Below are 26965 nucleotides of genomic sequence, written 5' to 3'. Positions count from 1 at the left end.
GAGCGCCCCCATGGCGACAGTCCCGACCGCCCTCGCCGGCCGCCACTTCCTCAAGGAGCTGGACTTCACGCAGGAGGAGTTCCGCGGTCTGGTCGAGCTGGCCGCCGAGCTGAAGGCCGCCAAGAAGGCCGGGACCGAGGAGCAGTACCTGCGCGGCCGGAACATCGCCCTGATCTTCGAGAAGACCTCCACCCGCACCCGCTGCGCCTTCGAGGTCGCGGCCGCCGACCAGGGCGCCTCGACGACGTACCTCGACCCCTCCGGCTCGCAGATCGGCCACAAGGAGTCGGTCAAGGACACCGCGCGGGTGCTGGGCCGGATGTACGACGCGATCGAGTACCGGGGCGACAGCCACCAGAAGGTCGAGGAGCTGGCCGCGTTCGCCGGGGTCCCCGTCTACAACGGCCTCACCGACGACTGGCACCCCACCCAGATGCTCGCCGACGTGCTCACCATGACCGAGCACTGCGCCAGGCCGCTGACGGAGATCTCCTTCGCCTACCTGGGCGACGCCCGCTTCAACATGGGCAACTCCTACCTGGTCACCGGCGCCCTGCTCGGCATGGACGTCCGGCTCGTCGCCCCGAAGGCCTACTGGCCGGCCGAGGAGGTCGTCGACCGGGCCCGGGCGCTCGCCGAGAGCAGCGGTGCCCGCATCACGCTCACCGAGACCCTGGACGAGGGCGTCCGCGGCGCGGACTTCGTCGCCACGGACGTCTGGGTCTCCATGGGCGAGCCGAAGGAGGTCTGGGACGAGCGCGTCACCGCCCTCGCCCCGTACGCCGTGACCATGGACGTCCTGCGCGCCACCGGCAACCCGGACGTGAAGTTCCTGCACTGCCTGCCCGCCTTCCACGACCTCGGCACCAAGGTCGGCCGCGAGATCCACGCCTCGCACGGCCTGGAGTACCTGGAGGTCTCCGACGAGGTCTTCGAGTCGGCCCACTCGGTGGTCTTCGACGAGGCGGAGAACCGCATGCACACCATCAAGGCGATCATGGTGGCGACCCTGGCCTGAACAGGCCTTATGCTGACCGGCGGCCCGGAACCACCCCTTCTCCGCGGCCGCCCGCGCGACGCACCCGTCGCATCCCCGCACCACCAGAAACGAGCACCACCCGCATGCCTCGCTACAAGTCGCCCCAGCTCCTGGTGGCCGAATCCGGCGCCGACCGTGAGGGCCACGGCCTGAAGCGCACAATGGGCCTCTTCCAGCTCGTCTGCTTCGGCGTCGGCGCGATCGTCGGCACCGGCATCTTCGTCGGCCTGTCCGACTCGGTCGCCCAGGCCGGTCCGGCCGTCGTCGTCTCCTTCGTCCTGGCCGCGCTCACCTGCGTCCTCACCGCGTTCGCCTTCGCCGAGCTGGGCGGCGCGATCCCGGTCTCCGGCTCCTCGTACTCCTTCGCCTACGCCGGACTCGGCGAGGGCACGGCCTTCCTCGTCGGCTGGTGCCTGCTGCTGGAGTACGGCGTGTCGGTGTCGGCCGTGGCGGTCGGCTGGAGCCAGTACGTCAACGAACTGCTCGACAGCCTCGTCGGACTGCGGCTCCCCGCGGCCCTGTCGGCCGGTCCGGCCGAGGGCGGACTGGTCAACCTCCCAGCCGTGATCGTCATCGCCATGGCCGCCGTGCTCCTGGTGCGCGGGGTGCGCGAGAGCGCCCGGGCCACGGCCGCGATGGCCGTCCTCAAGCTCGCCGTGCTCGTCGCCTTCGTCGCGATCGGCCTCACCGCCTTCGAGGACGGCAACCTCACGCCGTTCTCGCCGCAGGGCCTGGCCGGCATCGGCGCGGGCACCACCGCCGCCTTCTTCTCGTACATCGGCTTCGACGCGATCACCACGGCCGGCGAGGAGGCGAAGAACCCGCGCCGGGACATCCCCGTCGCGATCCTCGTCTGCATCGGCCTGGTCACGGTGCTCTACTGCGCGGTCGCCCTCGCCGCCATCGGCGCCATCGGCGGTGACGCGGTCGGCGGCAGGCCCGCGGCCCTCTCCTACGTCGTCAACCAGGTCACCGGCTCGACCGTCGGCGGCGGCGTGATCGCCTTCGGCGCGGTCGTCGCCATCGCCTCGGTGGTGCTCGCCGTGATGTACGGCCAGACCCGGATCCTGATGTCGATGTCCCGTGACGGGCTCGTCCCGCGCGTCTTCGAGAAGGTCTCGCCGAGGACCTCCACGCCGGTCGCCGGCACCCTGATCGTGGCGGTCGTCTTCGCGCTCCCCGCGGCCTTCGCGCCGCTGGACGCGGTGGTCAACCTGTGCACCATCGGCACGCTCGCCACCATGGCCGCCGTCAACGTCGCGGTCATCGCCCTGCGCCGCCGCGAACCGGGCCTCGCCCGCACCTTCCGCGTGCCGCTCTACCCGGTCACCCCGCTGCTCGGCGTCGGCTTCTGCCTGTACCTGATGTACGAGACGGGCGCGGCGACCTGGCTCCAGTTCGCGGTGTTCCTGGCGGCCGGCGTCGCGCTGTACCTGCTCTACGGACGCCGGAACTCCCGGCTCGCCCGCCTCACGCCGACGGACGCCGCTGAGCCGGCACCACAGGCAGTCTGAACCACACGGCCTTGCCGGACTCGGTGGGCCGGTGGCCGCAGGAGGAGCTGAGGGTGCGGATCAGCAGCAGACCGCGCCCGTGCTCCTGCCAGGGGTCGGGCGGCCCGCCGGCCGGACGGGTGAGGTCGCCGGGCGGCGCCGGGTCGGTGTCGTGCACCTCGACCTGGCAGCCCGACGGCATCAGCTCCACGACCAGCTCTATCGGCGTCTCGCCCGAGGTGTGCTCCACGGCGTTCGCCACCAGCTCCGCCGTGAGCAGCTCGGCGGTGTCGCAGTCCGCCCCGTGCTCCAACTCGGTCAGCGCCGTACGGACCAGGGCACGGGCCACCGGCACCGCCGCCGCGGTGTGCGGCAGCGCGATGCGCCAGGAGGCGGGGGCTGAGGGGAGTTCGTACAAGGCGGGTCCGTTCATGGAGCAGGACGTCCTGCTTTCAACCTGATGAATGGTACGGCGCCGCTCTTCCGAGGCGTCCGAGGGGCACCGTCGGGGGCACCTTCGCCCCCTTGCCGACGGCTTACCCAGGTGAACGCGGTGCCGCGCACAGCTGCTCCCGCCGTTACGCCGGTGTGGACGATCTGTGACGGATGTGACCGGCCCGGGTCACGCCCGGATCCACACCGGAGTCCTACCCGGACGGCCTATCGCGCACTCATGACGACAGTCACGAATGAGTGATAGCTTCGTGGGGTAGAGCTCAGTGAGGCAGTGCCCGCCCGAGGAGGCCGCCCGTCATGAGTCCCTTCACCGGCTCCGCCGCCCCCACCCCGAGCTGGGAGCATCTGCGCGTCGAGATCGCCGACGGCGTCGCGACCGTCACCCTGGCCCGCCCCGCCAAGCTCAACGCGCTCACCTTCGGCGCCTACGCCGACCTGCGCGACCTGCTCGCGGAGCTGTCCCGGGAGCGGTCCGTACGGGCCCTGGTACTGGCCGGCGAAGGCCGCGGCTTCTGCTCCGGCGGCGACGTCGACGAGATCATCGGCGCCACGCTCGCCCTGGACACCGCCCAGCTCCTCGACTTCAACCGGATGACCGGCCAGGTGGTCCGCGCGCTCCGCGAGTGCCCGTTCCCGGTGATCGCCTCGCTGCACGGCGTGGCGGCCGGCGCCGGAGCGGTCCTCGCCCTGGCCGCCGACTTCCGCGTCGCCGACCCCACCACCCGCTTCGCCTTCCTCTTCACCCGCGTCGGCCTCTCCGGCGGCGACATGGGCGCGGCCTACCTGCTGCCCCGGGTCGTCGGCCTGGGCCACGCGACCCGCCTGCTGATGCTGGGCGACCCGGTCCGCGCCCCGGAGGCCGAGCGCATCGGCCTGATCAGCGAACTGACGGAGGAGGGCCGGGCGGACGAGACGTCCCAGCAGCTGGCCCGCCGCCTGGCGGAGGGCCCGGCCCTCGCGTACGCCCAGACGAAGGCCCTCCTCACGGCCGAGCTGGACATGCCCCTGGCGGCCTCGGTGGAACTCGACGCCTCGACGCAGGCTCTCCTGATGACAGGAGAGGACTACGCGGAGTTCCACGCGGCTTTCACAGAAAAGCGCCCCCCGAAATGGAGCGGACGGTGAGCGCATCTCCCTCAGGGGCGCGGGGAACTGTGAGACCAGCCACCGACAACCCGCACTCGCACACCCAGCCGAACAACCCCCTGCGCGTCGCAGTGATCGGCGGAGGCCCGGGCGGCCTCTACGCCGCCGCCCTCCTCAAACGCCTCGACCCCACCCGCGACATCACCGTCTGGGAACGCAACGCCCCCGACGACACCTTCGGCTTCGGCGTGGTCCTCTCCGACGAGACCCTCGGCGGCATAGAACACGCCGACCCCGCGGTCTACGAGGCCCTCCGCAGGGACTTCGTCCGCTGGGACGACATCGACATCGTCCACCGCGGCGTACGCCACACCTCCGGCGGCCACGGATTCGCCGCACTGGGCCGCCACCGCCTGCTGGAGATCCTCCACGCCCGCTGCCGGGAACTCGGCGTGAACCTCCGCTTCCACACCGAGGCCCCCGACGACCTCCCGCGGACCCACGACCTGGTCATCGCCGCGGACGGCGTCCACAGCACCACCCGCGAGAGGTACGCGGACGCGTTCCGCCCCCGCCTGACCACCCACCGCTGCCGCTACATCTGGCTCGCCGCCGACTTCGCCTTCGGCTCCTTCCGCTTCGAGATCGCCGAGACCGAGCACGGCGTGATGCAGCTCCACGCCTACCCCTACGCGCCGGACGCCTCCACCGTGATCGTCGAGATGCGCGAAGAGGTCTGGCGCGCGGCCGGTTTCGACGAGCTCGGCGAAGCGGAGTCCATCGAGCGCTGCGCCAAGATCTTCGCCGAGGCGCTCCACGGCCGCCCCCTGAAGTCGAACAACTCGACGTGGACGACGTTCCGCACGGTCGTCAACGAGCGCTGGTCGCACGGCAACGTCGTCCTCCTCGGCGACGCCGCCCACACCGCCCACTTCTCCATCGGCTCCGGCACCAAACTGGCCGTCGAGGACGCCCTGACGCTCGCGGCCTGCCTGGCGGAGCAGGACTCCCTGCCCGAGGCCCTGGCCGCCTACGAGGCGGAGCGGCGCCCGGTCGTCGCCTCCACACAGCGCGCGGCACGGGCCAGCCTGGAGTGGTTCGAGAACCTCGCCCTCTACCTGGACCAGCCGCCCCGCCAGTTCGCCTTCAACCTGCTCACCCGCAGCCGCCGCGTCACCCACGACAACCTCCGCCTGCGCGACGCGCGCTTCACGGAGGCCGTGGAGCGCGAGTTCGGCTGCCCGCCCGGCACACCGCCCATGTTCACCCCGTTCCGGCTGCGCGGCCTGACCCTGCGCAACCGGGTCGTCGTCTCGCCCATGGACATGTACTCGGCGGTCGACGGCGTCCCCGGCGACTTCCACCTCGTCCATCTGGGCGCGCGGGCGCTGGGCGGGGCCGGGCTGGTGATGACGGAGATGGTGTGCGTCAGCGAGGAGGGCAGGATCACGCCCGGCTGCGCCGGCCTCTACACCGGCCGGCAGGCCGAGGCCTGGAAGCGGATCACCGGCTTCGTGCACGCGCAGGCCCCGGGCACCGCGATCGGCGTGCAACTCGGCCACAGCGGCCGCAAGGGCTCGACGAAACGGATGTGGGAGGGCATGGACGAGCCGCTGGAGGAGGACAACTGGCCGCTCGTGGCCGCGTCGGCACTGCCGTACCAGCGGTTCAGCCAGACCCCCCGTGCGCTGTCCCGTGCCCAGCTCACCGACATCCGTGAGCAGTTCGCGGCCGCCGCCGTGCGTGCCGCGCGGGCCGGTTTCGACCTGCTCGAACTGCACTGCGCCCACGGCTACCTGCTCTCCGGCTTCCTCTCCCCGCTGACCAACCGCCGCACCGACGCCTACGGCGGCACCCTGGAGAAGCGGCTCCGCTTCCCGCTGGAGGTCTTCGACGCCGTACGCAACGTCTGGCCGGGGGAGCGGCCCATGACCGTCCGCGTCTCCGCCACCGACTGGGCCGAGGGCGGGACGACCGCCGAGGAGGCCGTGGAGATCGCCCGGGCCTTCGCCGCGCATGGCGCCGACGCGATCGACGTGTCGACGGGGCAGGTCGTGGCGGACGAGCGGCCCGAGTACGGGCGGTCGTACCAGACGCCGTTCGCGGACCGCATCCGCAACGCCACCGGCATCCCCGTGATCGCGGTCGGCGCGATCTCCTCCTGGGACGACGTCAACTCCCTGGTCCTCGCCGGCCGCACGGACCTGTGCGCCCTGGCCCGCCCGCACCTCTACGACCCGCACTGGACCCTGCACGCGGCGGCCGAACAGGGCTACACGGGCCCCGGCGCGACCTGGCCGGCCCCGTACCGCGCGGGCAGCCGCCGCCCCCGGACGGGCCGCACGGACGCGCCCAAGCCGCGGCTGAGCCTGTGAGATGACGCAGGTTCCGGCCGAACTCCCCGCCGCAAGGCGGAACTTCGGGCACGTGCTGTCCCACGATTGACTACGCTCTGTTGTCGTTCGTTCACTACGACGTTCGTTCACCACGACATCAGAGGACAGACAGCCACCGATGACGGCCATCACCAGCATCCGACTCGACGACGGCTCGCTGCTGCGCGTCGAGACCACCGAACCGGCTTCGCCGCGCCCCGTGGTCGAGGACCCCTACGAACCCATCCGCCGGCCGCGCCCGGCGGACGACGTGGCGAGCGCGGCCGACACCCTGCGCAGCGCCGTCGACCGGGTCCGCCCGGCGGTCTCGGACATCGTGGACTCGCTCCGCTCCATGCCTCGCCGGCCGGACCGGATCACGCTGGAGTTCGGGGTCAAGGTGACCGCCGAGGCAGGCGTGGTCGTCGCCCGGACCGCGGCCGAGGCCCACTTCACGGTCGGTGTCGAATGGGACGCCGCGAGCGTCGCCGGAACCACCGATGCCGGCTAGCTCCCTGCCGCGCCGGGCACGGTACGAACGCGGTGCCGCCCGGGTGTTCGCCCCGGACGGCGAACCGGTCGGCGCGGGTTTCCTGCTGGACGACGACCTGCTGTGCACCTGCGCCCACGTCGTGGCCGAGCCGGACGGCAGCCGCCCCGTGCAGCCGGTCGTGGTCGACTTCCCGCTGCTCGCCGGTGCCGAACCGGGCCCACGGGTGTCCGCCGTGGTGGAGTCCTGGTGGCCCGAGGACGACATCGCGCACCTGCGTCTGACCACGAGGGCGGACGGAACGGAGCCGTTGCCTCTCGCGGACGGCTCCGAGGGCGAGTGGAACCGGGACATCCGGGCCTTCGGCTTTCCCGAAGGGGTGCCCCGCGGGGTCAACGCGACCGGCACCATGCGCGGCCGGCAGCGCGCCGACCTCATCCAGCTCGACCTGACGGCACCGGGCGTCCGCATCGGCCCGGGGTTCAGCGGCGCCGCCGTCTGGGACCCGGCGGAAGAGGCCGTAGTCGGCATGCTCACCACCCGGGGCAGAGGGCCGGTCAGCGACACCGCGTATCTGCTGGCCGCGGACCGGCTGACCGACCCCGACGTGCTGCCGTGCCCGTTCCGGGGCCTGGCCCGGTTCGAGAGCGAGCACGCCCGGTACTTCCACGGCCGTGAGGACGAGGTGCGCAAGCTGGTGCGGGCGCTGGAGACCCGTCCCGTCACCGTCCTCGTCGGCCCGTCCGGGAGCGGCAAGTCCTCCCTGCTGAGAGCGGGCCTGCTGGCAGCGGTCCGCACACAGGGGACGCCCTGGGCGTTGCGGGTGCCCGAGCCCGTTGACGCGGCCGGGGCACCGGCCGAGGACGCCGACGCCTGGGTCGCCGAAGCGGTCGCGGCGGCCTGGCACAGCGCCGTACCGGACGACGCAGCCCGGAGCGACCGCTTCGAGGAGGTGCGTGCGGCGTGCGCCGGCGACGAGGCCCGGCTGCGTGTCCTGCGCGGCCGGCTCACCCACGAACTCGGCCCACGCGGCGCCGTGTTGCTCCTCGACCAGTTCGAGGAGTACGCCGTGGCCTGCCCGCAGGGAGCATTGCGCGCCTTCCGTGCCCTGTCGGCGCTGGCCCAGGCGCCGGACCCGGCCCAGGGCGGCGGACTGCGGGCCGTGCTGACGGCGCGCTCCACGACGCTGGAGGCCCTCACCGCCGCCGACACCTCGGCCCGGCTGGACGGTGCGGTGCAGTTCCTGGCGCCGATGACCGCCGAAGCCCTGACCCGGGCCGTGCAGGAACCGGTGCGGGCCGTCGCCGGCCTGCGTCTGGAAGAGGGGCTGGCCCGTCGTCTGGTGTCCGACGCCGTGGACGAGCCGGGCTGCCTGCCGCTGCTGCAGTTCGCCCTGACCCGGCTGTGGGAGCAGCGCAAGGCGCACACCATGACCCACGCCGCCTACGAGCGGACCGGCGGTGTCGTCAAGGCCCTGGCCGAGTACGCCGACGAGGCGCTCCGGGACTGCCTCGCCTCGACCAAGGCCTCCGAGGACACCGCCCGGAGGCTGTTCCAGCAACTGGCCCGGCCCGACGGCCAGGGCGGCTTCACCCGGCGTGCCGCGCCCATCCGGCAGCTGTCGTCCGGCCAGGCCGCGCTGGCCCGCGCCCTGGCCGGGCGCCGGCTGCTGGTCTGGGACGTCGTGGAGCGGCCCGATCCGTCCGTGCGGGCCGGCACCGTGCAGGTGGTGCACGAAGCACTGCTGCGCGAGTGGGAGCGGCCGGCGGCCTGGCTGCACGAGGGCGCCGACTTCCTCGAATGGCACGAACGCACGGCGCGGGACGCGGCGGAGTGGGACGGCGCGGGCCGCCCCGACGGACTGCTGCCGCACGGGGCCCGTCTGGCCGAGGGGTTGCAGTGGCTCGCCGACCGGCCGGACGACCTCACCGACACCGAGCGGGCCTACCTGGAGGCGGGCCGGCGGCGGCAGCGGCGCGGGCTGCGCCGGCTCTGGGGCGTGACCGCTCTGGTGACCGTGCTCGCGGTGCTGGCGTCGACCCTCGCGGTGAGCACGTACCGCGCTCTCCAGCGGGACCGGGCACAGTTGCGCACGGCTGCCGCCGCCGAACTGGGCACGCTCGCCGCCGATGTGGCCGACCGCTCGCCGGACAGCGCGTTCCGCTACGCGGCCGGCGCCTGGACCGCCCGCCACACCCCGCAGTCCCAGCAGGCCCTGTTCGCGCAGTACGTCCGCGCCGCGGACGTGACGTCCTCGCACAGCGGGCTGTGGCCGGGCAGCGCGCAGTGGACGTCGATGTCCCCGGACGGCCGCACCGTGGTGGTGCTTTCGCGCCGGGACGGTGCCGTGGATCTGACGGCGACCGTCGTGACCGGCGCCGTCGACGGCCGTCCCCGGGCCACTCCGCTCCGGGGCGTCCCCACCGGCCTGCGCGTCCAGGACTTCCGGGACGCGATCAGCGCCGACGGCCGCCGCTACGCGCTGGTCACCCTGGACGGCAGGGTGCTGCTGTGGGACCTGAGCGCGGCCGGAGCCCGCCCGCGGCAGTTGTCCGCGGCTCTGCCCGCCCGAGGCGGCGTCGAGTTCCCGCACGTCGACTTCTCCGATGACGGAACCCGGCTGCTGCACTTCTTCCCCTTCAACGAACCGCGCCCCGAGGACGACGGCCGCAAGGCGCTCGTCCGGCTCTGGGACACGGACAGCGGCCGTGCTCTGCCCGTGTCCCAGCGGGTCGTGGAACAGCAGAACCCGACCATGGCGTGGCTGCCGGGAGACGGGGAGCGCGTCGCGGTCGCCGGCAGCCGTGCCAAGGGAGAGCAGCGCTATCTGGACCTCCACGACACCGCCTCCGGCGAGCGGGTCCGCCGCGTCTACGGTCCGCAGCCCGCCGTGAACCAGGAGCCGGCCGGCCGGGGCGTCTGGCTGGACGTGGCGGGCGGTGTCCGCTGGTACTCCCTGTATCCCGAGGCGCGGCAGCCGGTCCGCACCTATTCCGGAGGTGTGACCTTCCGGGACCTGACGGGCACGCACCTCTACCGCGATGCCACCCCCGTGTCCGGAGAGACGGGGGACTACCGGCGCGTGACGGTTCGCGACCCGAGGGAACGCGACCGCTTCTGGTCCCTCACGCTCCCCGGCCGGGACGGCTCCAGAGCGCTCGGGGTCGTCGGAGAGGGCTCCGGCCCCCGCACCGTCCTGGCCGTCGAGGGGGACACCCTGCTCCGTTCCCGCCCCGAGCCCGTGTCCGCGGTGGCGAACGAGCTCTTCTCGCGTTCCGGTGACGCCGCCGCCCTCTCGCCCGACGGCTCGCGCACCGCGCGGTTGCGGGCGGGCCGGCTGGAGGTCACCGGGCCGGGGGTCCGTACGCGCCACACCCTGCTGCCGGGGAAGATGCGTGAAGTCGACGGATGGAAGCTGCACCTGACCTGGGTCACCCGCAAAGGCGGGGACGCGCTGCTCGTCTGGTCGGACTACTTCACCTACGCCCGCCTCTACGACGCCGACACCCTGCGTTCCCGCGGGGTCACCTGGGATTGCGGCCGGTCCGGCGACCCGACCGCGAACCAGCCGCAGGACATCGTGCAGACGGGCGACGGGGACCTCGTGCTGCTGTGCCTGGGCGACACGCTGGTCCGGCTGGACCCGCGCTCCGGGGTGCAGAGCGGCGGCCCGGTCCGGCTGGAGCACACTCCGGCCGGCCGGGGGATGTTCCAGGACACCGGCCGGCTGACCACCAGGCCGGGCCACCCCCACCAAGTGGCGGTGGTCACCGGCCCCTGGCGCGCCAGCGGCAGGATCGAGCTGTGGGACGTCCGGCGCGGCACCCGTGTGGCCCGGCTGGAGGGCGGGCCGCTGCCGAACGGGTCGTTCCTCGACGACGACGTGGAACGGTGGGTGGTCTTCACGCCCGATGGGAACCGGCTCGCCGCGTTCGACGAGGAGCGACGCGTGGTGTGGTGGGACGTGGACGGCGAGCGCCCGGAGGAGCCGACCCGTGCCATCGACGACGCCACCGGCTTCCTGGGAGTGGCACCCGACGGGACGCTCCTCGTCGTCAGCTCGGGCGTCAGCCTGGTCTCGCCTGACGACGCCGAGCCGCTCGGACAACTGAACGGCGGGGACGAGAACCTGCACGCGGTCCGCATCGACGGCGACACCCTGCACCTGGTCACGGAGAAGGGCGCCCGGACGCTCCGCCTCTCGCCCTCTGCCTGGCAGGCCACCCTGTGCGCGGCCCTTGACGGCCCCAACAGCCGTGCGCAGCGCGGCCGTCCGGTCCTGGAGGCGGCCAGGAACACACCGCCGTGCCCGTCCACCTGAACGCGACGAGCGCCCGGGGGCGGTGTCACACCCCCACGAACTCCGCCCCCGCCTCACGCAGCCGCTCGTGCAGCCCCCGGAACACCGCCGACGAGCGGACCCCCGGCCAGTCCCGGGGGAGCAGCTCGGAGGGCAGGCCCGGGTCGGTGTAGGGGAGGTGGCGCCAGGAGTCCAGAGCGAGGAGGTAGTCGCGGTAGGCCTCCTCGGGCGGGGTGTCCTCGCGCTTCTCCCAGTCGCGCAGGACGCGCTCGTGGCGGTCGAGGAACGCCTCGTGCTCCTTGGCGATGGCGGCCAGGTCCCACCAGCGGGCGACGGCCTCCGCGGTCGGGGCGAAGCCGAGGTGGTCGCCGCGGAAGAAGTCGACGTACGAGTCGAGCCGCAGCCGCTGCAGGGTGTGCCGGGTCTCCTCGTAGAGCCGGGCGGGCGCGATCCACACGCCCGGGGCGGCCGTGCCGAAGCCGAGGCCGGACAGGCGGGAGCGCAGCACGTGCCGCTTCTGCCGCTCCGACTCCGGCACGGAGAACACCGCGAGCACCCAGCCCTCGTCCTCGGGCGGAGCGGTGGCGTAGATGCGCCGGTCGCCGTCGTCGAGCAACTGGCGGGCGTCCGGGGACAGTTCGTACCCGGCCGCGCCCTGGGCGGTGCGGGCGGGCACGAGCAGTCCGCGTCTCTTGAGCCGCGACACCGAGGAGCGTACGGACGGGGCGTCGACGCCGACCGCGGCCAGCAGCCGGATCAGTTCGGCGACGGGCACGGGGCCCGGCACGAAGCGACCGTACGCGCCGTAGAGCGTGACGATGAGAGACCGTGGTGCATGCTGGTCGGACACGTTGATCATCTTAGGTCGTGCGGATCAGTCCCGGCCGCCTGTGGTGCGCAGTCGGAACCGCTGGAGCTTGCCGGTGGCCGTGCGCGGCAGCGCGTCGAGGAAGACGATCTCGCGTGGGCACTTGTACGGGGCCAGTTCCGTCTTGACGAAGGCGCGCAGCGCCCCGGCGTCCCGTTCGGCGCCCTCCTTCAGCACGGCGAAGGCCACCACGACCTGGCCGCGTGCCTCGTCGGGCCGCCCGACGACCGCCGCCTCCACCACGTCCGGGTGGCGCAGCAGCGCGTCCTCGACCTCGGGGCCCGCGATGTTGTACCCGGCCGAGATGATCATGTCGTCGGCGCGGGCGACGTACCGGAAGAAGCCGTCGGGTTCGCGGACGTAGGTGTCGCCGGTGATGTTCCAGCCGTCGCGCACGTACACGCGCTGCCGCGGGTCGGCGAGGTAGCGGCAGCCGACCGGTCCGCGCACCGCGAGCAGCCCGGGCCGCCCGTCGGGCACCGGCGCGCCGTCCGCGTCCTGCACGCGCGCCTGCCAGCCCGGCACGGGGACGCCCGTGGTGCCCGGGCGGATGTGCTCGTCGGCGGCGGAGATGAAGATGTGCAGCAGTTCGGTGGCGCCGATGCCGTTGATGAGGCGCAGCCCGGTGCGTTCGTGCCAGGCCCGCCAGGTGGCGGCGGGCAGGTTCTCGCCGGCCGAGACGCAGCGGCGCAGGGACGTGAGGTCGTGGCCGTCCAGCTCGCCGAGCATCGCGCGGTACGCCGTCGGGGCGGTGAACAGCACGGAGACCCGGTGCCGGGCGATGGCCGGCAGCAGTTGCCTCGGGCCCGCCTGCTCCAGCAGCAGCGCGCTCGCCCCGGCCCGCAGCGGGAAGACGACGAGTCCGCCGAGGCCGAAGGTGAAACCGAGCGGGGGACTGCCCGTGAACACGTCGTCGGCGCGGGGCCGCAGGACGTGCCGGGAGAAGGTGTCGGCGATCGCCAGCACGTCCCGGTGGAAGTGCATGCAGCCCTTGGGGCGGCCGGTGGTGCCGGAGGTGAAGGCGATCAGCGCCACGTCGTCGGCCGCCGTCGGGACGGCCTCGAACGGGGCCTCGGGCGCCGGGCGGTTCAGCAGGTCGTCGGGTGCGTCACCGCCGTAGGTCGTGATCCGCAGGCCGGGGATCTCGGCCTTGGCGAGGTCGTCGACGGCGCGGATGTCGCACAGCGCGTGCCGCACTCGGGCGATCTCGCACATGGTGCTCAGCTCGTGCGGGCGCTGCTGGGCGAGCACGGTGACCGCGACGGCCCCCGCCTTCAGCACCGCCAGCCAGCAGGCCGCGAGCCAGGGCGTGGTGGGGCCGCGCAGCAGCACCCGGTTGCCGGGGACGACGCCGAGTTCGCCGGTGAGCAGGTGGGCGAGACGGTCGACGCGGGCGCGCAGCTCGGCGTACGTCCACGGCTCACCGGTGGGGGTGAGGAACGCGGGGCGGTCGCCGGGCTGGCCGGTCAGCAGTTCGGCGGCGCAGTTGAGCCGTTCGGGGTAGCGCAGCTCCGGCAGGTCGAAGCGGAGTTCGGGCCATTGGTCCGGGGGTGGCAGATGGTCGCGGGTGAAGGTGTCGACGTGCGCCGTGTCCCGTGGATTCATACGGTTCGCCCCCTTGGCGTGGTGGGCTCGCCCCTGGAGCGTATCGTGTTGGTGACGGCAGTCAACGGTCCGCGATAACCTCGGAGTGGCCCGGCCGGACGCAGGGCGGCGCAGAAGGGACCGGCGATGACCGCATTCTCGCTCGAACCGGCACAACTCGCCTGGTGCGCCGAGCTGCGCGCCCTGGCCGCGGAGCGGCTGCGCCCCCTGGCCGAGAAGGGCGAGCCTGGCCGGGTGAACCGGGCCCTGGTCGCCGAACTGGGCCGACTGGGCCTGCTCGGGCGCCTGTTCACCTCGGGCGCGCTCGACCTGTGCCTGATGCGCGAGTCCCTGGCCCAGGCCTGCACGGAGGCCGAGACGGCCCTGGCCCTCCAGGGCCTCGGCGCCCACCCGGTCCACGCCCACGGCACCGACACCCAACGCGCCCGCTGGCTCCCCGCGGTGAGCGACGGCACGGCCGTCGCGGCCTTCGCCCTGAGCGAGCCCGGGGCGGGTTCGGACGCGGCGGCCCTGGAACTGACCGCCCGCCCCGACGGCCCCGCCCGCTGGCGCCTCACCGGCGAGAAGTGCTGGATCTCCAACGCCCCCGAGGCTGACTTCTACACCGTCTTCGCACGGACCACCCCGGGTGCCGGCGCCCGCGGGGTCACGGCGTTCCTCCTGCCCGCCGACCGCCCGGGGCTGACCGGGCGGGGGCTCGACATGCTCGCGCCGCACCCCATCGGCGCCCTCGACTTCGACGGCGTACCGGTGACGGCCGACGACGTGCTGGGCGAGGTCGACCGCGGCTTCCGGGTCGCCATGGGCACCCTCAACCTGTTCCGGCCCAGCGTCGGCGCCTTCGCCGTCGGCATGGCGCAGGCGGCCCTCGACGCGACCCTCGCCCACACCGCCCGCCGCGACGCCTTCGGCGGCAAGCTGCGCGACCTCCAGGCCGTATCCCACCAGGTCGCCGAGATGGCCCTGCGCACGGAGGCGGCCCGCCTGATGGTCTACGCGGCGGCGACCGCGTACGACACGGGCGCCCCGGACGTGCCCGGGCGCTCCGCCATGGCGAAACTGCTCGCCACCGAGACCGCCCAGTACGTCGTCGACACGGCCGTCCAACTGCACGGCGCCCGCGCGCTGCAACGCGGTCAGCTGCTCGAACACCTCTACCGCGAAGTGCGCGCCCCGCGCATCTACGAGGGCGCCAGCGAGGTCCAGCGCGGCATCATCGCCAAGGAGTTGTACGCCCACCAGGAGGCCCGGTGACCACCGAGCGCGTCAACCCGCCCGGCCTGTCCCCGCCGGCCGGCTTCTCCCACGCCGTCGTCGCCTCCGGCTCCCGCGTGGTGTTCCTGGCGGGGCAGACCGCCCTCGACGCCGACGGCAAGGTGGTGGGCCGGACCCTGCCCGAGCAGTTCGAGAAGGCCCTCGCCAACCTGCTGGCCGCCCTCACCGCGGCCGGCGGCAGCCCCGCCGACCTCGCCCGCGTCACCGTCTACGCCACGGACGTCCCGGCGTACCGCGCCCACGCGCGCGAACTGGGCCGGCTGTGGCGCCGGCTGGCCGGCCGGGACTACCCGGCCATGGCGGTCGTCCAGGTCGTCCGGCTGTGGGACGAGGAGGCGCTGGTGGAACTGGACGGGTTCGCGGTGCTGCCGTAGGGGGGCGGCGGACTCGCCACCGAAGGGGTGAGGATCACGGACGGCGGCCCGGAGGGCCGGTACGAGTGGAAACCGCCATTTCACTCCTTCCGGGAGGTTCCCCTCATGCGTGTACGTCCCCTCCTCGGCGCGGCGGCCGGTGCCGCGCTGCTCCTGCTGACCGGCGCCGGCGCGCCACCCGCCGCCGCGTCGCTCCTCGCCCCCTCCGAGTCCGTGACGGTCGACGCGGTGGGCCGGATCGCCGCCGACGGCACCGTCACCCTGTCCGGCACCTACCGCTGCGTCGGCTCCAGCGGCCCCGTCTTCGTCAGCTCCTCCGTGAGCCAGGGCGTCTCCACCACCCGCTACGGCATCGGCGGCACCCGGGCCGTGTGCGACGGGGCGGTGCACCGCTGGGTGAACACGGGCCGTCCCATGCCCGGCGCGCTCACGCCCGGCGCGGCCCACGTCGAGGCCACCCTCATGGAGCTGCGCACCTTCAGCGGCCTGCCGCTGCCCAGCTTCCACGCGACCTCGGGGCAGGACATCACCCTGACCCAGAGCTGAGCCAGGGCCCGAACGGACCGGCGGACACCCCCGGATGCGAGGGGTCCGCCGGTCCCGGCCCTCCCCGACGACCTGGGCCTTTCACACCGCGATGGTGCGCGATCCGCCTCCTTGACTGTTTAATTGCGAGGTCTATGCAACAACCTGACTAGAGCAACAAGGGTGTGAGGTCACATGTCGACCCGTCGGATACGAGGGGCCGCCGCCACGGCGGCGCTGGCCGCGGCGGTCACCGCCTGCTCCGCTCCCGGCAGCGGCGGGCCGGGCGACGCCAAGTCCGCCGGATCCGTGGTGATCGGCGTGGCCTCCGAGCCCGACACCCTCAGCCCGCTCCTCGGCTACGGCAAGGACGGCAACTCCAAGATCTTCGACGGGCTGCTCGCCCACGACGCCGACCTGAAGCTGAAGCCCGCGCTGGCGGCCGCGCTCCCCGAGATCACCGACGGCGGCCGCACCTACACCTACACCCTGCGCGACGGCGTCGAGTTCAGCGACGGCGAGCCCCTTACGGCCGACGACGTCGTCTACACCTACCGGACCGTCCTCGACCCGAAGACCAACAACACCTTCAAGAGCGAGCTGGACGCCGTGAAGGAGGTCCGGGCGAGCGGTGACGACAAGGTCGTCTTCACCCTCAAGTACCCCTACGCCCCCTTCGCCGCCCGCACGGTCCTGCCCATCGTCCCCGAGCACGTGGCCGGGAAGCAGGACCCCAACACCGGCTCCTTCAACACGAAGCCGGTCGGCACCGGGCCGTACGTCCTCAGCACGTGGAGCAAGGGCGAGAAGCTCACCTTCAAGGCCAACCCCCACTACTGGGGCGGCAAGCCGAAGGTGAGGACGTTCACCATGGCGGTCATCGCCGACGACGACGTCCGCGCCACCCGGCTGCGCTCCGGCGACCTCGACGGCGCGGTCCTGCCGCCTAACCTGGCCGCCACCTTCAAGGGCGACGACGCCAAACGCACCTACGAGGCCCGCTCCTACGACTTCCGGGCCGTCACCCTGCCCACCGCGCACCAGGTCACCGGCGACCGCGCCATCCGCCGGGCACTGGACGCCGCCGTGGACCGCCGGGCCATGGTCGACAAGATCCTCGACGGCGCGGGCCGCCCGGCCTACGGGCCGCTGCCCGTCGACGACCCCGCCTTCACCGAGGACATCGAGCGCGCCAAGGACCTCGGCAAGGCCGGCCGGATCCTGGACGAGGCCGGCTGGAAGCCCGGCGAGGACGGCATCCGCGCCAAGGACGGCAAGCGCGCCTCGTTCAGCCTCCTCTACCCCTCCGGCGACAAGGTCCGCCAGGACCACGCCCTCGCCTACGCCTCCGACGCCAAGAAGGCCGGCATCGAGGTGAAGGTGGAGAGCGCCACCTGGGAGGTCATCGAGCCGCGCATGAAGGACACCGCCGTCCTCGCCGGCTTCGGCAGCACCGGCGATCCCGACTTCGGCCTCTACACCCTGCTGCACTCCTCCCTCGCCGGCGACGGCTTCAACAACATGGCCCGCTACGACAACCCGGCCGTGGACCGCGCCCTCGACACCGGCCGCCGCAGCCAGGACCCGGCCGCACGCAAGGCCGCCTACGACACGCTGCAGCGCGCCCTGGTCCAGGACCCCGGCTACACCTTCCTCACCCACATCGACCACCTCTACGTGCTGGCCGACCGCTGGGACGGCCTGACCACCCAGCTGGAGCCGCACGAGCACGGCTTCGCCAGCGGCCCCTGGTGGAACATCGAGGACTGGCAGCCGAAGCAGTGACCCGCCCGCCCTGGGGAGCGATGGCACGGCTGGCGGGACGGCGGGCGCTGTTCGCCGTCCCCGTCCTGCTCGTCGTCACGTTCGGCGTGTTCGCCATCGCCGCCGCCTCCCCCTTCGACCCCGTCAAGGCCTACGCCGGCACCGCCGCGCTCGGCGCCGACCAGGAGACCCTGGACCGGCTGCGCGAGAACCTCGGCGTGGACCGGCCGTTCGCCGTCCGCTGGTGGGACTGGCTGACCTCCGCGCTCACCGGCGACCTCGGCCACTCCACCGTGCTGCGGCAGCCGGTCGCCCAGGTGATCGGCGAACGGCTCGTGTGGTCCGCGCTGCTCTGCGCGGTCGCCTTCGCCGTCGCCGTGCTGCTGGGCACGCTGCTCGGCGTGCTCGCCGCCCGCCGCCCCGGCTCGGCCGTCGACCGCGCCGTCACCTCCCTCGCCTACACCCTGGAGGCGGCCCCGGTCTTCTGGATCGCGCTGCTCGCCGTCTGGCTGTTCGCCCTCCAGTGGGACGTCCTGCCGGCGGGCGGCCTGACCGACACCGGCAGCGAACACGTCAGCTTCGGGCAGGTCACCAGCCACCTCGTGCTGCCCGCGGGCGTCCTCGCGGTGTCCCAACTGCCGTGGTTCACGCTGTACGTGCGCCAGGGAGTCGGCGACGCCCTCGCCGAGGACCCCGTACGCGGAGCCCGGGCGCGAGGCCTGAGCGAACGCACCGTCCTGCTCGGGCACGCCCTGCGCTCCGGGCTGCTGCCGGTGCTCACGCTCATCGGCTCCCGCGTGCCCGAACTCATCACCGGGGCGCTGCTGGTGGAGAGCGTCTTCAGCTGGCCGGGCATCGCCGCGGCCACCGTCGAGGCGGCCACCGCCGTCGACTTCCCGCTGCTCGCCGCCCTGACGACCCTGGCCACCGCCGCCGTCCTCGCCGGCAACCTGCTCGCCGACCTGCTCTACGGACTGTTCGACCCGAGGGTGAAGCTCAGTGACATGTGACGCACCGGCGCCCGTAGGCGCCGCCGAGGCGACCGAGTGGCGGTCGTACGGCCCGAAGCGCCGCTCCACCCGCGCCCTGCGCGTACGCACCTCCGCGGTGCTGGTGGCCGCGACCGTCCTGGCCGTACTGCTCGTACCGCCGCTGGTCCAGCTCGACCAGCAGGCCGTCGACCTCGCGGCCAAGCTGCGACCGCCCTCGTGGGCCCACCCCTTCGGCACCGACGACGTCGGCCGCGACCTGCTGCTGCGCTGCGTCTACGGACTGCGCGTGTCGCTGCTCGTCGGGGTGGCCGCGGCGCTGACGGCGACCCTGGTCGGCACGGCCGTGGGCGCGGCGGCCGGGGCCCTGGGCGGCTGGGCCGACCGTGCGCTGATGCGGGTGGTCGACACGTTCTCCGCCGTGCCGCACCTGCTGCTCGGCATCTTCATCGTCGCGATGTTCCGGCCCGGGGTCTGGCCCGTGGTGATCTCCGTGGCGCTCACCCACTGGCTGTCCACCGCGCGGATCGTCCGCGCCGAGGTGCTGTCGCTGCGGTCGCGGCCGTACGTCGACGCCGCCGTGTCCGGCGGGGCGTCCCGGTGGCGGGTGGCCGTACGGCACCTGCTGCCCGCCGTGCTTCCCCAAGCGGCCCTCGCGGCCGTCCTGATGGTGCCGCACGCCATGTGGCACGAGTCGGCGCTGTCCTTCCTCGGCCTCGGACTGCCCACGCACACGGCGAGCCTCGGCACCCTGATCCAGACCGCCCGCGGCTCCCTGCTCGCCGGCCAGTGGTGGCCGACCCTCTTCCCGGGCCTGTTCCTCATCGTCCCGACCCTGGCCATCGCCGGTCTCGCGGGGGCGTGGCGGGAGCGGCTCCATCCCCGGCACCGATCGGAGCTGATGCTGTGAGCGCTGGTATCGATCCCCCGGCTCCCGTGCTGTCCGTCCGGGGCCTGTCCGTGCGGTTCCTCATGCCCGGCGGGCGGCGGGTCGCGGCCGTCACCGGTGCCCGGTTCGACGTGGCGGCGGGGGAGTGCCTGGCGCTGATCGGGGAGAGCGGCTGCGGCAAGTCCGTGCTGGCCTCCGCCCTGCTCGGGCTGCTCCCCGGCAACGCGCAGACCGCCGGCTCGGCCCTGCTCGGCGACCTGGACCTGCTCGCCGCCGACGAGCGGACCCTCGCCCGTACCGTACGGGGCCGGCTCGTCGGACTCGTGCCGCAGAGCCCGGCCGCCCATCTCACGCCCGTGCGCACCGTCCGCTCGCAACTGGAGGAGACCGTCGCCGCGCTGACCGCGACCCGGTCACGCGCCGCCCTGCGCGCCGCCGCCGAGGCCGCCGCCGCACGGGCCGCGTTCCCCGCGGACCACCTCGACCGCCACCCCCACGAGCTGTCCGGCGGCCTCGCCCAGCGCGCCGCCACCGCTCTCGCCCTGGTCGGCGACGCGCCCCTGCTGCTCGCCGACGAGCCGACCACCGGACTCGACCGCGATCTGGTGGACCGTACGGTCGACGAACTCCGGCGGCACGTCGACGAACCGAGCACGGCGAACCCCGGCGGACGGGCCCTGCTGATGATCACCCACGACCTGGCCGCCGCCGAACGCGTCGCCGACCGGGTCGCGGTCATGTACGCGGGCCGGATCGTCGAACTCGCCGACGCCACCGCCTTCTTCGGCGCGCCCGGCCCCCGCCACCCCTACAGCCGCGGCCTGCTCCAGGCCCTGCCCGACCGCGCCTTCACGCCCATCCCCGGCATGCCGCCCGAACTCGGCGACCTCCCCGAGGGCTGCGCCTTCGCCGCCCGCTGCGACCGGGCCACCGACACCTGCGCCACCCAGCCGCCGCCCGGCACGCTCGCCTGCCACCACCCGCACGTGCCGGAGGACGTCCGTGCTTGAACTGCGCTCCATCACCGCCGGATACACCGCGAACGCCCCGGTCGTCCGGGGCGTCTCCCTGGCCGTGGCGGCGGGCGAGTCCGTCGGCCTGCTCGGCCCGAGCGGCTGCGGCAAGTCCACCCTGGCCCGCGTCGCCGCGCTGCTGCACCGGCCCGACTCCGGCACCCTGCTCCTCGACGGCGAACCCGTACGGCGCTGGCGCCACCGCGCCCCGCGCGCGCTGCGCACCGCCTTCGGGGTCGTCTTCCAGCAGGCCAGGCTCTCCGCGGACCCCCGGCTGCCGCTCACCGACCTGATCGCCGAGCCCCTGCGGGCCACCGGCCGCGGCAAGGACGTCCCGGACCGCGTCGCCGAGCTGGCCCCGGCCGTCGGCCTCACCCCGGACCTGCTCACCAGGCGGCCGCACGAGGTCAGCGACGGCCAGCTGCAACGCGCCTGCCTCGCCCGCGCCCTGGTGCTGCGCCCCCGCCTGCTGGTGTGCGACGAGATGACCGCCATGCTCGACGCCTCGACGGCCGCCGCGCTGGTGGCGGCCGTCGAGGACTACCGGGCCGCGACCGGCGCGGCCCTGCTGGCCGTCGGTCACGACCGCACGCTGCTCGAGCGCTGGTGCGACCGCGCGGTCCACTGGGACAGCCTGTCCTGAGGCGGGCTACTCCTGGGCGTGCCGGATGGCGTCCAGCACGATGTGCGCCACGTGGTCGTCGGTGAGGGTGTACCGCGTCTCGCGGGCCTCACGGCGGGCGGTGACGATCCGGGAGGTGCGCAGCACCCTCAGGTGCTGGGAGACGAGGGGCTGGCTCACGCCCAGGGCCGTCACCAGTTCGTGGACGTACTTCCCCCCGACGGACAACTCGCGCACGATGCCCAGCCGTACGGGCGAGGCCAGGGCGCGCAGCAGCTCACTGGCCGCTTGCAGCGTCCGGTCCGGGTCGTCCGTCGGGGGAGAGGGCGTCGTTGTCATATGCACACATTAGCATATGACAACGATTTCCAAATCCGTTCCGCCCTGCCGGGGTGAATCCCCGTCAGTGGTCGTCCCAGTGTCCCTCGTGGGCGGCGTGCCGGTGGCCGTCGTGGACGTAGTCGGTGTGGTCGCCGTGGCGCACGGCCAGGTGGCCGCAGTCGTCGCCGTGCTGGTGGTCGTGGTTCTGGTGCACCGTGTGGCCGCCGTTCGCGCACTCGTCGACGTGGTCCTCGTGGACCCGGTGGATGTGGCCGTCGTGGGCGTAGTCCGTGTGGTCGCCGTGGGGGAAGGCGACGTGGCCGCAGTCGTCGCCGTGGGTGTGCGCGTGGTCCTGGTGGGTGAGGTGCTCGGCGGTGGTCATGGGGGCTCCTTGCGTGTGCTCGTGACGTCCCGCGGTTCCTTGGCCGGGGCGTGCATGGCGACATTAACATATAGCGATTCCTGCATGTATTGTCCGGGGTCCCACCGCGCCCCGCCATCCGGCGGGGGCGCACGGGTGAACGCCGCGCTAGCGGACCGCCACGACGACACAGCTGTCGCCGTACTGCCAGACCGGGCCCGCCTTGCGGAAGCCCGCCTGCCGGAGCAGGTCCAGATGGGCGGAGAGGGGGAGTTCGGCGGGGCTGCCGGTGTCGGGGGACGCCTCGCGGTCGCGGCGCTCGGCGAGGAGGTCGGCCAGTTCCGGGTCGTCCGCGACGGCGGCCCACCAGGACCCCCAGTCCTCATGGGCGAACGCCCGCTGCCGGCCGGCCCGGCACTGCCCGACATGGGCGGCGATCCCGGCCGGGCCTGTCTCGTCCTGCGGGAGGTGGTCGCCGTTGACGAGGACGCCGCCCGGTCGCAGCAGCGCGGCGAGCTGCCGGTAGGTGCGCAGCAGGGTGTCCCGGTCGAGGTAGTGCAGGGCCGTCGTGGAGACGGCCGCGTCCAGGGGCCGGTCGAGACCCAGCGCCCCGGTCCAGCCCGGCGCGCCGATCTCCGCGTCGACGTAACGGGCCGCGTCCGGGTGGTGGGTGCGGCCCAGCTCCAGCAGGAGGGGGTCCCGGTCCACCGCCACGATCTCCGCCTCCGGCAGCCGCCTGACCAGCCGGGCCGCGAGCGAGCCGGGCCCGCAGCCCAGGTCGACCACGAGCGGCCGGGCCGCACGGCCCGCCGTGACGTGTTCGACGACATCGGCGATCACCGTGAACCGCTCCTCGCGGTCGACGGCGTACCGCTGCTGCTGGAGCTCCCAGCGCTCCACCCATCGCTCCGCAGTCGCCAGACTCAGCCCCATCCGGTCGCGCCACCTCGTCGTCTCGCACCTGGTTCTTGCTCCTCCGAGCCTACAGGTGGAAACGGTTCTCATTACGCCTAGTGGGTGGAGTCAGGAGAGTGACGCGAGAACGGACAGCAACCGGTCGACCTCCTCAACGGTGTTGTACACGTGCAGACTCACCCGCACCGAACCGGTCTTCTCGCCCGCGTCGCCCTGGCAGTGGTGGTCGGAGCGGACCATGAAACCGTGGCTGAACAGGATGAAGCCCAGATCCCCCGAGTCGATCACGCGGTGCCGCAGCGTCACGATGCCCAGGCGCCGCTGCACGGTCGAGTCGGCGGCCAGACTGAGCGGGCAGCCGAGGACCTCGTAGGCGTCCAGCCGGCGCAGCCCGTCGGTGAGCCGGGAGGCGAGGTCGGCCGTCCAGCGCTCGATGCGCTCGACCCCGGCGGCGTCCAGCCAGTCCAACGCCGCCTCCAGGGAGGCGATGCCCACGGTGTTGGGGGTGCCGCTCCAGCCGCCGGGCGCGAACGCGGGGCCCCGCTCCTGCCGCGCCCACACCGCCCCCGACCCCGGCAGGGCCAGGGCCTTGTGCCCGGAGAAGACCACGAAGTCGACGTCCAGCTCGGCCACCGAGACCGGCAGATGACCCACGCTCTGCGCCGCGTCCAGACAGATCACCGCGTCCGGGCCCACGGCCCGGCGGATCCGCTGCACGTTCATGTCGCCGCCGTACACGTGGTGCACATGGGTGGTGGCGACGAACCGCGTGCGCGGCCCGGCCCGTTCGGCCAGCGCCCGGTGGTCGTAGTCCCCGGAACCGCTCTGATACGGCATCGGCACGACCCGCACGTGCACGCCCTGCCGGGCCAGCAGCTGCTGCGCCTCCAGCCAGGGCGTGATGTTGGCCTGGTGGTCGGCGTCCGGCACGACGATCTCGTCGCCGTCGCGCAGGAAGCCCGGCAGCCAGTCGCGGGCGATCACGCGCAGCCCCTCGGTCGTGCCGCTGGTGAAGTGCACGGCGGAGCGGTCCGGTTCGGTGTCCCCGAGGAACCGGGCGACGCGCTCACGCGTCCGCTCGACCAGCTCCGTGGTCCGGTTGGCCCAGGGATAGGTGCCGCGCGCGGCATTGGCGTTGGACGTCGTGAGGTAGCTCTGCACGGTGTCCAGGACGGCCTGCGGCTTCTGCGCCGTGGCCGCGCTGTCCAGGTAGGCCAGCTCGGGGTGCTGGGTGACGATGGGGAACTGGGCGCGCAGCGCCTGCTGCCACGGGTGCAGGTCGTCGCCGGTCACGGGTGCGGTCATGGCGGTCAGTCCCGCACCAGGGGCGCGCCCGCGTCCCGCCAGGCGATGATGCCGCCGGTGAGGCTGCGCACGTCCGGGTGGCCCATCCGCGTGAGCAGCGCCGCGTACCGGGCGGACTGCTCGCCCACCGGGCACGCCAGCAGCACCGGCCGGCTCCGGCTGAACGGCAGGCCGCCTCGGACGAGTTCGGCGAACACCTCGTCGACGATGTTGACCGACCCGTCGATGTGCAGCGCCGCGTACGCGTACGGACTGCGCAGGTCGACCACGAGCGGCTGCTCGGTGTCGATCCAGCGCCGGGCCTCGGCCACCGTGACCGACGGGGCCCGGCCGACCTCCGCCGCCGAGAGGTCGGCCGGCGAGTTCTTCCGAGGCGGCCGGCCCAGCAGGTCGGGCCGCCGCTGCCGGACGTAGCTCAGATAGCTCTCGACGCGGTCGCAGACGATGAACACCGCCGTCCGCCGCTCGGTCAACTCCTCGTCCAGGGGCCGCAGATGGCGGACCGCCCCGAAGTAGGCGGCTCCTCCGGTGGGTCCGCCCAGGATGCCGCAGCGGCGGTTCAGGGTCAGCATGCCCTCGATCGCCTCGTCGGCGCTCACCGACTCCATCGTGTCGTACGTCTCCGGGTCGAACAGGCCGACCTCCTGCACCTCGTCGATGGTGCGGATCCCGGGGATGAAGTCGGACTTGGCCGCGACCAGCCCGACCACCCGCACCGACGGGTCCTCCTCCCGCAGCGCGCGGGCCACGCCCGTGGAGGAGCCGGCCGTGCCCACGCAGGCCACGAACCAGTCCGGGACCCGGCCGTCCAGGTCCTTGACGATCTCCGGGCCGGTGCCGGTGAGATGGGCCTCGGTGTTGCGCGGGTTGAAGTACTGGTCGGTGTGCAGATAGGCGCCGCCGGACGCCGACAGGGTCCGGTGGAACAGGGTCAGCGGGTCGTCCGTCGCGGTCGGGTCCAGGCACTCGCTCTGGCCCGGCAACTCCTCGATCTCCGCGCCGAGCAGCAGCAGGAGGTCCTTGATCTCCGGGACCCGCATCCGGTTGGTGACGCTCTTGAAGCCCAGGCCGTGCATGCCCGCGACGACCGCCAGGGCCTTCGCGGTGTTGCCGCTGGACAACTCCACCACCTGGCTGCCCTGTTCGACCGCCTCGGGCAGCAGCGGACGGGCCATGTTCCAGGCGGCCCGGTCCTTGACCGAGCCGAAGGGGTTGAGCATTTCGAGCTTGGCGTACAGATCGATGTTGCGCAGGCCGTGCACCGCTGGGTCTATCCGCACCAGAGGGGTGTTGCCTATCGCCTCGGTGATGCTGTCGTACCTCACTGGGCTCCCCTCAAGGGCGTGATCGGCCAGAACTGGTCGTCCAGGCACCAGCGCCACTCCTCGCCGTCCTGCCAGGCGGCGACCTTGCGGGCGGCCGGCTGGTGCTGGGCGCGGGTGGCGTGGAAGTCCATGGCGTAGCCGGCGGTGTTGGCGAAGGCCAGCAGGTCGCCGGGGGCCGGGCGGCGCGGCAGGAACACCGTGCGCCGGGTGATCAGGTCGGTCTCCAGGCACAGGCCGCCGAAGAGGTGGACGGCGACGGGCCCCTCGCCGGGCCCGGCTCCCCTCGCGGGGACGACGACCGGGTCCACCAGCACGCCGTGGTCCTCCAGGGCGATGTCGTCCGCCTTCGCCGCCAGCCGCACGAGCAGTTCCTCACCGGGCCCCTGGTCGCGGACCTCCAGCACCTTCGCCAGCGTCAGCCCGCACTGGTCCAGCAGGGCCCGGCCCGGCTCGGTGTACAGGTCGTACAGGTGCTCCAGCAGCAGCGCGGCCAGCGGACGGCCGCCCAGCGAGGGGGCGGGCTGGGCCAGCAGCTCGTCCAAGTAGGCCGCGCCGGCGACGGACCGGTGGGCGGGGTAGAGGCCGAGGCTCCCGCGCAGGGTGCCGGACTCGTTGCGCAGCCCGTAGCCGTGCCCGCCCCAGGTCAGCGGCGGGCGCCGGCCGAGCACGGCGTTCGTGAGCCCGGTCGTGTACGCCTCCCACTGCTCGCGCTCGGCGAGGTAGCTGACGCCGAACCCGCCGCCCACGTCCACGGCCCGGGGCCGCAGCCCCCGGCTCCGGCACAACTCCAGGGCGGCCAGGCACCCTTCGAGGGCGGTCGCCTTCTCCGTGACGCTCGTCGTGTCCAGGTGGAAGGCCGCCCCGGTCGGCTCGACCACGTCGCCGTGCCGCTCGACCGCCTCCAGCAGCCGCTCCAACTCCCGTACGGGCGTGCCGAAACGGCTGCGCCGGCTCAGCACCTTCACCCCCGACGCCTCGAACCCCGACAGCCGCAGCAGCACCCGCACCCGGGCGAGGGCGTGCTTGCGGACCAGCGCGGCGAGTTGGTCCAGTTCGCCGGCGGAGTCCACGCCGACCGTGACCCCCGTACGGGCCGCGAGCCACAGGAACTCGGGGTTCTTCGGACCCGTGGCCGTGATCCGGTCGGCGGTGAAACCGGCCCCCAGCGCGTGCTGCAACTCGCCCAGTGACGCGACGTCCACGCCCGCGTCCGTGGCGGCGAGCCGGCGCAGCAGCGCGCTGGACCGGTTGGCCTTGTGGGCGTAGAAGACCTGCCCCGACAGATGGTGCGCGCGGTACACGGACCGGAACCGCTCCAGGTTCTCGGCGATCTGGTCCGGCACCACCACGTGCAGGGGCGAGCCGAGCGCGTCGGTGAGCGAGTGCAGCGTGCCGTGCGCCGCCACGAGCGACCTCAGCCGTGGCTCCAGCCGCGGTTCGAGATACAAGGGCCGGTCGTCCATGCGCACTCCTTCCCCTGTGCCCGACGTGTCCGCCGTCCATCCGGGCACGTCGGACACTCCCCGCGTTTCGCCGTATGACCCATATCCATTCTTCGGTCGCTTTACGCCCTGT

General features: G+C 73.4%; 23 protein-coding genes. 14 read left to right on the top strand and 9 right to left on the bottom strand.

All coding sequences use genetic code 11. The features are described 5' to 3' along the window. The first annotated feature begins 10 nt into the window (after positions 1–10). Positions 11–1018 carry an ornithine carbamoyltransferase gene (gene argF / locus ABZ386_RS14640; protein ID WP_351334359.1) on the top strand — a complete coding sequence of 336 codons (1008 nt, stop codon included), beginning with the start codon at positions 11–13 and terminating at the stop codon, positions 1016–1018. 104 nt (positions 1019–1122) lie between these two features. Continuing rightward, a complete protein-coding gene (locus ABZ386_RS14635) occupies positions 1123–2553 on the top strand; it encodes an amino acid permease (RefSeq protein ID WP_355724094.1) in 1431 nt (476 codons plus the stop codon). Here ABZ386_RS14635 and ABZ386_RS14630 read toward each other — a convergent pair. Continuing rightward, complete coding sequence (locus ABZ386_RS14630) at positions 2510–2965, bottom strand: ATP-binding protein (protein ID WP_356615470.1); 456 nt, start codon at positions 2963–2965, stop codon at positions 2510–2512. The two genes, ABZ386_RS14635 and ABZ386_RS14630, sit on opposite strands and share 44 nt — an antisense overlap. A 320-nt stretch (positions 2966–3285) precedes the next feature. On the opposite strand from ABZ386_RS14630, the gene ABZ386_RS14625 reads away from it, so the two are divergent. From ABZ386_RS14625 to ABZ386_RS14610, 4 genes are all read left to right on the top strand, one after another. Then, a complete protein-coding gene (locus ABZ386_RS14625) occupies positions 3286–4113 on the top strand; it encodes an enoyl-CoA hydratase family protein (protein WP_356500009.1) in 828 nt (275 codons plus the stop codon). Then, a complete protein-coding gene (locus tag ABZ386_RS14620; protein ID WP_358964845.1) occupies positions 4098–6449 on the top strand; it encodes a bifunctional salicylyl-CoA 5-hydroxylase/oxidoreductase in 2352 nt (783 codons plus the stop codon). The genes ABZ386_RS14625 and ABZ386_RS14620 overlap by 16 nt, the downstream gene beginning before the upstream one ends. Before the next feature lie 139 nt (positions 6450–6588). Then, a complete protein-coding gene (locus ABZ386_RS14615; protein ID WP_351334372.1) occupies positions 6589–6960 on the top strand; it encodes a CU044_2847 family protein in 372 nt (123 codons plus the stop codon). Then, entirely contained in the window at positions 6950–11260 is a 4311-nt protein-coding gene (locus tag ABZ386_RS14610; RefSeq protein WP_358964844.1) for a trypsin-like peptidase domain-containing protein, read from the top strand. Before ABZ386_RS14615 ends, ABZ386_RS14610 begins: the two co-directional genes overlap by 11 nt. A gap of 25 nt (positions 11261–11285) precedes the next feature. On the opposite strand, the gene ABZ386_RS14605 is transcribed toward ABZ386_RS14610, so the two are convergent. Beyond that, complete coding sequence (locus tag ABZ386_RS14605; RefSeq protein WP_114255822.1) at positions 11286–12098, bottom strand: PaaX family transcriptional regulator C-terminal domain-containing protein; 813 nt, start codon at positions 12096–12098, stop codon at positions 11286–11288. A 15-nt stretch (positions 12099–12113) separates the two neighbouring features. Beyond that, a complete protein-coding gene (locus ABZ386_RS14600) occupies positions 12114–13712 on the bottom strand; it encodes an AMP-binding protein (RefSeq protein WP_358964843.1) in 1599 nt (532 codons plus the stop codon). A gap of 126 nt (positions 13713–13838) precedes the next feature. Between ABZ386_RS14600 and ABZ386_RS14595 the strand changes: the two genes are divergently transcribed. The 8 genes from ABZ386_RS14595 (at position 13839) to ABZ386_RS14560 (ending at position 21184) form a co-directional block, all read left to right on the top strand. Next, positions 13839–14966, top strand: coding sequence for an acyl-CoA dehydrogenase family protein (locus tag ABZ386_RS14595; RefSeq protein ID WP_351334381.1), 1128 nt, complete (start codon positions 13839–13841; stop codon positions 14964–14966). Beyond that, entirely contained in the window at positions 14963–15361 is a 399-nt protein-coding gene (locus tag ABZ386_RS14590) for a RidA family protein (protein WP_351334384.1), read from the top strand. The genes ABZ386_RS14595 and ABZ386_RS14590 overlap by 4 nt, the downstream gene beginning before the upstream one ends. 105 nt (positions 15362–15466) lie before the next feature. Continuing rightward, entirely contained in the window at positions 15467–15907 is a 441-nt protein-coding gene (locus tag ABZ386_RS14585) for a DUF6299 family protein (protein WP_351334386.1), read from the top strand. A gap of 174 nt (positions 15908–16081) precedes the next feature. Continuing rightward, positions 16082–17671, top strand: a complete 1590-nt coding sequence (locus ABZ386_RS14580; RefSeq protein WP_355725627.1) for an ABC transporter substrate-binding protein — start codon at positions 16082–16084, stop codon at positions 17669–17671. 20 nt (positions 17672–17691) lie between these two features. Further along, a complete protein-coding gene (locus ABZ386_RS14575) occupies positions 17692–18660 on the top strand; it encodes an ABC transporter permease (RefSeq protein WP_355725624.1) in 969 nt (322 codons plus the stop codon). Next, positions 18650–19549, top strand: coding sequence for an ABC transporter permease (locus ABZ386_RS14570; protein WP_356499995.1), 900 nt, complete (start codon positions 18650–18652; stop codon positions 19547–19549). The genes ABZ386_RS14575 and ABZ386_RS14570 overlap by 11 nt, the downstream gene beginning before the upstream one ends. A 62-nt stretch (positions 19550–19611) precedes the next feature. After that, positions 19612–20538: an ABC transporter ATP-binding protein gene (locus tag ABZ386_RS14565; RefSeq protein WP_356500160.1), complete on the top strand. Its 927-nt coding sequence runs from the start codon at positions 19612–19614 to the stop codon at positions 20536–20538. Beyond that, positions 20531–21184 carry an ATP-binding cassette domain-containing protein gene (locus tag ABZ386_RS14560; protein ID WP_351334397.1) on the top strand — a complete coding sequence of 218 codons (654 nt, stop codon included), beginning with the start codon at positions 20531–20533 and terminating at the stop codon, positions 21182–21184. Before ABZ386_RS14565 ends, ABZ386_RS14560 begins: the two co-directional genes overlap by 8 nt. Positions 21185–21190: 6 nt before the next feature. Here ABZ386_RS14560 and ABZ386_RS14555 read toward each other — a convergent pair whose 3' ends face one another. From ABZ386_RS14555 to ABZ386_RS14530, 6 genes are all read right to left on the bottom strand, one after another. Further along, the gene (locus ABZ386_RS14555) at positions 21191–21502 is read right to left on the bottom strand and encodes a metalloregulator ArsR/SmtB family transcription factor (protein WP_114255831.1); all 312 of its coding nucleotides are present in this window, start codon (positions 21500–21502) and stop codon (positions 21191–21193) included. A gap of 64 nt (positions 21503–21566) precedes the next feature. Continuing rightward, positions 21567–21866 (bottom strand): hypothetical protein, encoded by a 300-nt coding sequence (locus ABZ386_RS14550; protein WP_114255832.1) that lies wholly within the window; start codon positions 21864–21866, stop codon positions 21567–21569. A 147-nt stretch (positions 21867–22013) separates the two neighbouring features. Next, positions 22014–22778, bottom strand: coding sequence for a class I SAM-dependent methyltransferase (locus tag ABZ386_RS14545; protein ID WP_351334401.1), 765 nt, complete (start codon positions 22776–22778; stop codon positions 22014–22016). 90 nt (positions 22779–22868) lie between these two features. Next, entirely contained in the window at positions 22869–24065 is a 1197-nt protein-coding gene (locus tag ABZ386_RS14540; protein ID WP_355725838.1) for an aminotransferase class V-fold PLP-dependent enzyme, read from the bottom strand. A gap of 5 nt (positions 24066–24070) precedes the next feature. Beyond that, complete coding sequence (locus ABZ386_RS14535; protein ID WP_355725841.1) at positions 24071–25390, bottom strand: pyridoxal-phosphate dependent enzyme; 1320 nt, start codon at positions 25388–25390, stop codon at positions 24071–24073. Continuing rightward, positions 25387–26853 carry a Y4yA family PLP-dependent enzyme gene (locus tag ABZ386_RS14530; RefSeq protein WP_351334408.1) on the bottom strand — a complete coding sequence of 489 codons (1467 nt, stop codon included), beginning with the start codon at positions 26851–26853 and terminating at the stop codon, positions 25387–25389. The genes ABZ386_RS14535 and ABZ386_RS14530 overlap by 4 nt, the downstream gene beginning before the upstream one ends. Positions 26854–26965: the final 112 nt, after the last annotated feature.

This window comes from Streptomyces sp. NPDC006140 (assembly GCF_040628815.1).
In the GTDB taxonomy this organism is placed as follows: Bacteria; Actinomycetota; Actinomycetes; order Streptomycetales; family Streptomycetaceae; genus Streptomyces.
Note: the sequence above shows the minus strand (reverse complement) of the source record. Positions and strands in the feature narration are given on the sequence as shown.

Coding starts and splice junctions, on each gene's coding strand:
- ABZ386_RS14610 (WP_358964844.1), top strand. CDS start 6,950: ATGCCGGCTAGCTCCCTGCCGCGCCGGGCACGGTACGAACGCGGTGCC.
- ABZ386_RS14635 (WP_355724094.1), top strand. CDS start 1,123: ATGCCTCGCTACAAGTCGCCCCAGCTCCTGGTGGCCGAATCCGGCGCC.
- ABZ386_RS14605 (WP_114255822.1), bottom strand. CDS start 12,098: ATGATCAACGTGTCCGACCAGCATGCACCACGGTCTCTCATCGTCACG.
- ABZ386_RS14530 (WP_351334408.1), bottom strand. CDS start 26,853: ATGGACGACCGGCCCTTGTATCTCGAACCGCGGCTGGAGCCACGGCTG.
- ABZ386_RS14580 (WP_355725627.1), top strand. CDS start 16,082: ATGTCGACCCGTCGGATACGAGGGGCCGCCGCCACGGCGGCGCTGGCC.
- ABZ386_RS14615 (WP_351334372.1), top strand. CDS start 6,589: ATGACGGCCATCACCAGCATCCGACTCGACGACGGCTCGCTGCTGCGC.
- ABZ386_RS14565 (WP_356500160.1), top strand. CDS start 19,612: ATGCCCGGCGGGCGGCGGGTCGCGGCCGTCACCGGTGCCCGGTTCGAC.
- ABZ386_RS14595 (WP_351334381.1), top strand. CDS start 13,839: ATGACCGCATTCTCGCTCGAACCGGCACAACTCGCCTGGTGCGCCGAG.
- ABZ386_RS14625 (WP_356500009.1), top strand. CDS start 3,286: ATGAGTCCCTTCACCGGCTCCGCCGCCCCCACCCCGAGCTGGGAGCAT.
- ABZ386_RS14540 (WP_355725838.1), bottom strand. CDS start 24,065: ATGACCGCACCCGTGACCGGCGACGACCTGCACCCGTGGCAGCAGGCG.
- ABZ386_RS14620 (WP_358964845.1), top strand. CDS start 4,098: ATGGAGCGGACGGTGAGCGCATCTCCCTCAGGGGCGCGGGGAACTGTG.
- ABZ386_RS14600 (WP_358964843.1), bottom strand. CDS start 13,712: ATGAATCCACGGGACACGGCGCACGTCGACACCTTCACCCGCGACCAT.
- ABZ386_RS14630 (WP_356615470.1), bottom strand. CDS start 2,965: ATGAACGGACCCGCCTTGTACGAACTCCCCTCAGCCCCCGCCTCCTGG.
- ABZ386_RS14545 (WP_351334401.1), bottom strand. CDS start 22,778: ATGGGGCTGAGTCTGGCGACTGCGGAGCGATGGGTGGAGCGCTGGGAG.
- ABZ386_RS14550 (WP_114255832.1), bottom strand. CDS start 21,866: ATGACCACCGCCGAGCACCTCACCCACCAGGACCACGCGCACACCCAC.
- ABZ386_RS14555 (WP_114255831.1), bottom strand. CDS start 21,502: ATGACAACGACGCCCTCTCCCCCGACGGACGACCCGGACCGGACGCTG.
- argF (WP_351334359.1), top strand. CDS start 11: ATGGCGACAGTCCCGACCGCCCTCGCCGGCCGCCACTTCCTCAAGGAG.
- ABZ386_RS14585 (WP_351334386.1), top strand. CDS start 15,467: ATGCGTGTACGTCCCCTCCTCGGCGCGGCGGCCGGTGCCGCGCTGCTC.
- ABZ386_RS14575 (WP_355725624.1), top strand. CDS start 17,692: ATGGCACGGCTGGCGGGACGGCGGGCGCTGTTCGCCGTCCCCGTCCTG.